At 38.5% G+C, this 5,465-nt stretch carries 3 protein-coding genes and 1 pseudogene; 1 reads left to right on the top strand and 3 read right to left on the bottom strand.

Features of this window, described 5'->3' with window-relative positions:
- The first annotated feature begins 214 nt into the window (after positions 1–214).
- On the top strand, positions 215–1,069 hold the full coding sequence (locus tag AFK68_RS12620; protein ID WP_094673117.1) for a WYL domain-containing protein: 855 nt from the start codon (positions 215–217) through the stop codon (positions 1,067–1,069).
- Positions 1,070–1,366: 297 nt separating this feature from the next.
- On the opposite strand, the pseudogene AFK68_RS44965 reads toward AFK68_RS12620, so the two are convergent.
- From AFK68_RS44965 to AFK68_RS12605, 3 genes and pseudogenes are all read right to left on the bottom strand, one after another.
- Positions 1,367–2,215 (bottom strand): annotated as a pseudogene (locus tag AFK68_RS44965) (SdrD B-like domain-containing protein); the annotation flags it as partial.
- Between the two features lies 1 nt (position 2,216).
- Positions 2,217–2,968: SdrD B-like domain-containing protein (locus tag AFK68_RS44960; RefSeq protein ID WP_371357358.1), on the bottom strand; the 752-nt coding region annotated here is incomplete at its 3' end.
- A gap of 458 nt (positions 2,969–3,426) precedes the next feature.
- On the bottom strand, positions 3,427–5,376 hold the full coding sequence (locus AFK68_RS12605) for a serine/threonine-protein kinase (protein ID WP_168186436.1): 1,950 nt from the start codon (positions 5,374–5,376) through the stop codon (positions 3,427–3,429).
- Positions 5,377–5,465 lie beyond the last annotated feature (89 nt).

The raw sequence follows: 5,465 nt of genomic DNA, 5'->3' as shown, positions 1-5,465 counted from the left end.
CCTATTGCGATATACGCAATAAAAAACATTCACTATTTTCTCCCAAATCAAACTAAGCAAAAATTCCTATTGCGATATACGCAATAAAACTATTTACCCAATCTTTAAGTAAATTATCCTTCTTGATAAAGTGTCCGTTACTTATTGATATTCCTATAATAATCCCTGAAAATAGAAATATGCAAGATATATACTTAAAAAGTGTCCGTATAAAATGAGTCGAAAAGGTAAGTCCATCACTTTGTCCATTTCCGAGAGAGACAAAACAGAATTGTTAACCCTGGCCCAAGAATGGGGTTATCTGTGGGGAGAACGTGCAAATATTTCTGGATTAATAGAAGCGATCGCTCGTCGTCAACTCAAAATTGCCCCTAACAATAACTGGTCAGAATTACGCATTAAAATCCTAGTCAAAATAGTGGGAATTTTGACTGACGGAGGCAAAATTGAAGAAGCTAAAATTATTGCTAACTTATTATTAGAACGTAGCGAACTGTCAATACCCCAGCGTCAAAAAATAGAAAAATTTTTAGATAACTCACCCCCTCCCTGGCGTTTAGAAATTGATAGTTATATCCGTCGCCAACAACCTTTTCAGTTATCGTATCAGGATGCAGCAAGTCGTCTGTGGAATTTCACTGTTCGTCATGCAGAAATTAACCACCGCGAGAAACGGGAATATTTAGAATGTTGGTGTGAGGAAACCGAAGGCAACTTAGATATACCGGAACTAATGCACAACTGGAGTCTGCGTTTAGATCGTCTTCCCGAAACTGCCATTGTACCGATAGATGGGAAATGGTTGCCCAGTTTAGATTATATTGAGGTAGAAATGCACTTGCTTAGAGGATTAGCTTTTGCTTATAAATCAAAGTCTAATGATATTATCCCTCCAGAATGGTTAGAAGGTGACAAACGAGTGCGACGAGTAGTCAGACGAGTATCTAATACGTTTTGGTTTTTCCGAGAAGTGCTTCAGTATGGAGCAGACTGTGTAGTGGTATCTCCAGAAAAATTGCGATCGCGCATCAAACAAAAATTATTAGAAACACTGGAGCATTATAGCTAAAGTCAGAAGTTAAAAGTCAGAAGTTAAATTCTTGCTTTGACTAAGCTCTTGTACCTTTTGTAGTAGACTGTTTCATGGCTTTGTTGCAATAGTAGGGGCGGGTTTCTCCCTTAAATTAATGAGTTTTCACCTAAAATTGGATAAACCCGCCCCCAATGATTTAACGCACCTTACTAGACCAACTGATACATATTCAATGGTGCGTTAGGACGGATGGTTAAATACCTTTCATAGTCTAAATCTTAGCCGTCTCACGCACCCTACTAGACTACAATAATGAACTACAAAATCTTACTTTTAACTTTTGACTTTTGACTTTTGACTTGGACATAGCACTATACCAAAGTTAATATTCTCAACGGTTGCCCCTTCCTCTAGAGTAATAGTATGAAACTCAGGATAACTAACACTACCTGGCAAAGCTTCCACACTAACTAAATCAAAACCTGGTATACCACCTAATTGATCTACTCCAACAACCTTAAGTGCTTTAACAGCCTCACTAAATCTAATCGAAGCTAAATCTAAATTCAGACGACCCCTAGCATTTACCCTTCCTAGAAATGTAAAGTTAATTCCATCAGCACTCACAAAAATATCCGCATTTTCATTAGCTGCAAAACGTCGATCTACAGTATGAATCAAGATATCATCACCAGGACCATCAATAATCATCTCATCATTAAATCCTACTGTCACTGAAGCACCTCTTGGTAAAGTCAGAAAGTCTACTTCAGGATTTTTCACAATTATCGGACTTGGTGGAGGCGCTCCTAAAACAACATCTGGACTAACAACTTCAATATTGTATCGTTTTTTTGCTAACACTTCTGGCAAACCGCCATTAATCCCATAAGGCCCGGGAATTGGTCCTGCACCACTATCCGAGAAATCTAAAATTACATCAGCATATCCATTACCTGGTTTAGTTTCCTTAGCAGGATAAGTCTGCTTAAACCCGGTGGGGTTAACTTCTCGCACAATATAAGTATCTGCTTCCAAAGCAGTAAATATGTATTCGCCATCAGAATTTGTTGTCTGGGTGGGTTCATCATCGTCAAGCGCCGCATTTTGATTCAAATCTAGATAAATTTTAACATTGGCAACAGGAATTTCTAAGCCATTATCGCGATCGCCATCACCATTNGGATAAGTCTGCTTAAACCCGGTGGGGTTAACTTCTCGCACAATATAAGTATCTGCTTCCAAAGCAGTAAATATGTATTCGCCATCAGAATTTGTTGTCTGGGTGGGTTCATCATCGTCAAGCGCCGCATTTTGATTCAAATCTAGATAAATTTTAACATTGGCAACAGGAATTTCTAAGCCATTATCGCGATCGCCATCACCATTAATGTCATTCCAGATCATCCCTTGAATTAAAGCGCCTGTCGTTTCGATTTCTACAATACCAGCTAGAGGCAGAAACCCACTCTCACAAGCAGAAGCAGGATTGTCAACATAGTTATCTTGATCGGGAAATTGAGATGTATTATCGCAATTAGACCAAACACCGTTGTTATTCAAGTCGTTCCAACTACCTTTTTCATTCCAGTTCATCGTTGCGTAATTCTGGTTAGCGTAAGAGTAACCGTTATTGGGTTCACCGGGTAGCCAATTTTCATAGGAACTTGTTGTATCACTAACCCACTCAAAATTACCTTCAATGTTCTCATCAGTGAAACCGATCCAATAGTGGTTTGTGTTACCGAATGTTTGCAATACCCAATCTTGTTCAGCTTGATTATTAATCGTTATGAGATTACCTCCTACTGCTATTGCTTCTGCCTCTGCTTCCGTCCATTTAGCAGGATTTGTTAAGCAATAATTGTGTCTATTAGCAGGGTTTGTAACTAATTCACCTGCGCTACATGGAAATGTTACAGCTTGTGCTGACATAGGATTGATTAGTAAACATATTAGCCCTAAAAACACAGTTATGATTAAAGCTGTAAATTTGTTGATAAACATACCTGATTTTTTCTGGTTATAAGTCCTGTTCAAGTTAAAATTATACTAAGTTTCGTTGACTTACAGCACTTTTGAGGATGGTGAGGTACAGTTATTTGTAACACAGGCTTCCAGCCTGTAACAAGCAGGATGCTTATTTGTAACACAGGCTTCCAGCCTGTAACAAGCAGGATGCTTATTTGTAACACAGGCTTCCAGCCTGTAACAAGCAGGATGCTTGTGTTACCAGAATTACTAATAGACTTCCAGTCTTTAACAAATAAAAAAATTTTGTACCTCACTAACTCCGAAATTGCTGTAATTTCTGCTAAATTTTTTTTAGGTAAATATCATATCTGTATAGCTTTAAATTCCCTCCTCTTCCCTCCTGACTCCTCCAATGAAGTTTATTCTGTAACAGTTGGTAATGGTGTTTCCGTTGCTTCTGGAGTCGCTGTTTGTTTCTTTGGAGATTTATTGAGTTTTTCAAGTGGGGTTGATATGGGAAATTGTTTTAATATCTGTTTCTTAGAAGGTTTATTGAGTGGTATGGGTACAGGTGAGTCTATTGCTTCTGGAGTTGCAGTAGGTACAGTTGAGTCTGTTGCTTCTGGAGCAGTAGTAGGTATAGGTGAGTCTGTTGCTTCTGGAGTTGCAGTAGGTGCAGGTGAGTCTATTACTTCTGGAATAGTAGTAGGTACAGGTGAGTCTGTTGCTTCTGGAGTTGCAGTAGGAGTAAATTTAGGTATGGGATTAATTAAATTAATATCTAATTTATAGTCAGTACCAGGTAAACCAGGTAAAGGAGTGAGAATTATTTTGTAGTCACCATCTGTGGGCAACTTTCCTTTCCAAATAGATACTTGCTCTGAAACTTCATCTATTGCTCCCCCATCTGCTCCCAATATACTCATTAATACCCCTTCCCCTGTCACTAATAAATTCAAATTTTGCCCCTGACTACCAGAAATTATATAGTTAATAGTTTCATTCCCTTTCAAATTACCCTCAATAGATATAGGTTCCCCAGGCAATATATTGAGACGTTCCTCAGAGGTAACTAATTTTGGTGGAGTTTCAGAAATAGCAGAGGGTGTGGGTAATGGTGTCACTGTTATTTCTGGTGTTGGGGATGGTGCAGGAACAATTGGTGGTGGTGTTACCGTAGGTGATGGTGATGATGTTGATGTAGCTGTTGGAGATGGGGATGATGGAGTAGGGGGGATAGTTGGTAAAGTTGGTACTGGTATGGGATTAATTTCAGTTGCTTCCTCAAGTTGAGGTTGTTGTTGTCTGCGCTTGAGGATAAAATTCACTCCACCCCAAGAAGCTACCCCACATAATACAACTAATATTGCCACTAATGCAGTTGCACCCCACTTATGATTATCAAAAAAGCTATCATTATCATTATTAGTATTGTGATTTTGAGTTCCACCTACTGTCACTTCTTGGGAAGGAGAAAAGTTATTTTGTTCTTGGTTAATAGTAGGTAAATGCTGAAATTTTACACCAGGTAATGTTGACAAAGCTTGTCCTACTTCAGTGACAGACTGGAAGCGATCGCCTGGTTGACGACTTAACATTTTCTCGATAATTTCAGCTAACCCTGAACTAACTGTTACCCACCGTTGCCAATTCCAGGTTAATGTAGTTTGATCGATTAATTCTTGGGGTTCTTTTCCAGTCAATAGTACAACTGTCGTAACTGCCAAAGCATATAGATCGCTATTTGCTGTTGCTCTTCCCAATTGAATTTGTTCCCAGGGAGCGTAGCCAAATTTGCCTACATTTGTCAAAGGTACAGTTAAGTCGGGAGATTGAACTTTTGTGGCTATTTCTTTAACTACACCAAAGTCTATCAATACTGGCATTTGGTCGCTTTCACGCCTAATGATATTGTCTGGAGATATGTCTCGGTGAATGATGCCAAAATTGTGAATATGAGCTAATACGGGTAACATTTGTCTTAAAAAGGTTAGCACTTCTACTTCTGACAACAAACTATTTGTCACTTGACGCTCTTGTAATATAGTGCGATAGGTTTTGCCTTCGACGTAATCTTGTAATAAGAAGAGGCGTTGATTTTCCTCAAAGGTAGCTCTAAACTTGGGAATTTGGGGATGTTGAATTTGGTAAAGAATTGTTGCTTCGCGAGAAAATAGTTCTTGAGATTTTGCTACTGCATTAGCATTTGTCTGTTGGGGAATAAATTCTTTGAGGGCGCAACGTTCATTAAAACGACCTGTATCTTCTGCTAGATAGGTACGACAAAATCCGCCTTGACCTAAAATACTAATCACGCGATAGCGGTTTTGTAGAATTGTGCCAATGGCAATAGGTAGTTGCATAATCATAATATGTTTGATTTAATATATTAGTTACTAAAAGATTTTTTTGTACTAGGTTTGTTATCTAATTATTGGCTATTACTATTATTATAGAG

Origin of the sequence: Hydrocoleum sp. CS-953 (assembly GCF_002260545.1) — a bacterium.
In the GTDB taxonomy this organism is placed as follows: domain Bacteria; phylum Cyanobacteriota; class Cyanobacteriia; order Cyanobacteriales; family Microcoleaceae; genus Trichodesmium.
The sequence above is the reverse complement of the archived record's forward strand: the minus strand, read 5'-3'. Positions and strand labels throughout refer to the sequence as shown.

What these genes read in the sequence shown, in the direction of transcription:
- AFK68_RS12620 (WP_094673117.1), top strand. Translation starts at nt 215, where the DNA reads ATGAGTCGAAAAGGTAAGTCCATCACTTTGTCCATTTCCGAGAGAGAC.
- AFK68_RS12605 (WP_168186436.1), bottom strand. Translation starts at nt 5,376, where the DNA reads ATGATTATGCAACTACCTATTGCCATTGGCACAATTCTACAAAACCGC.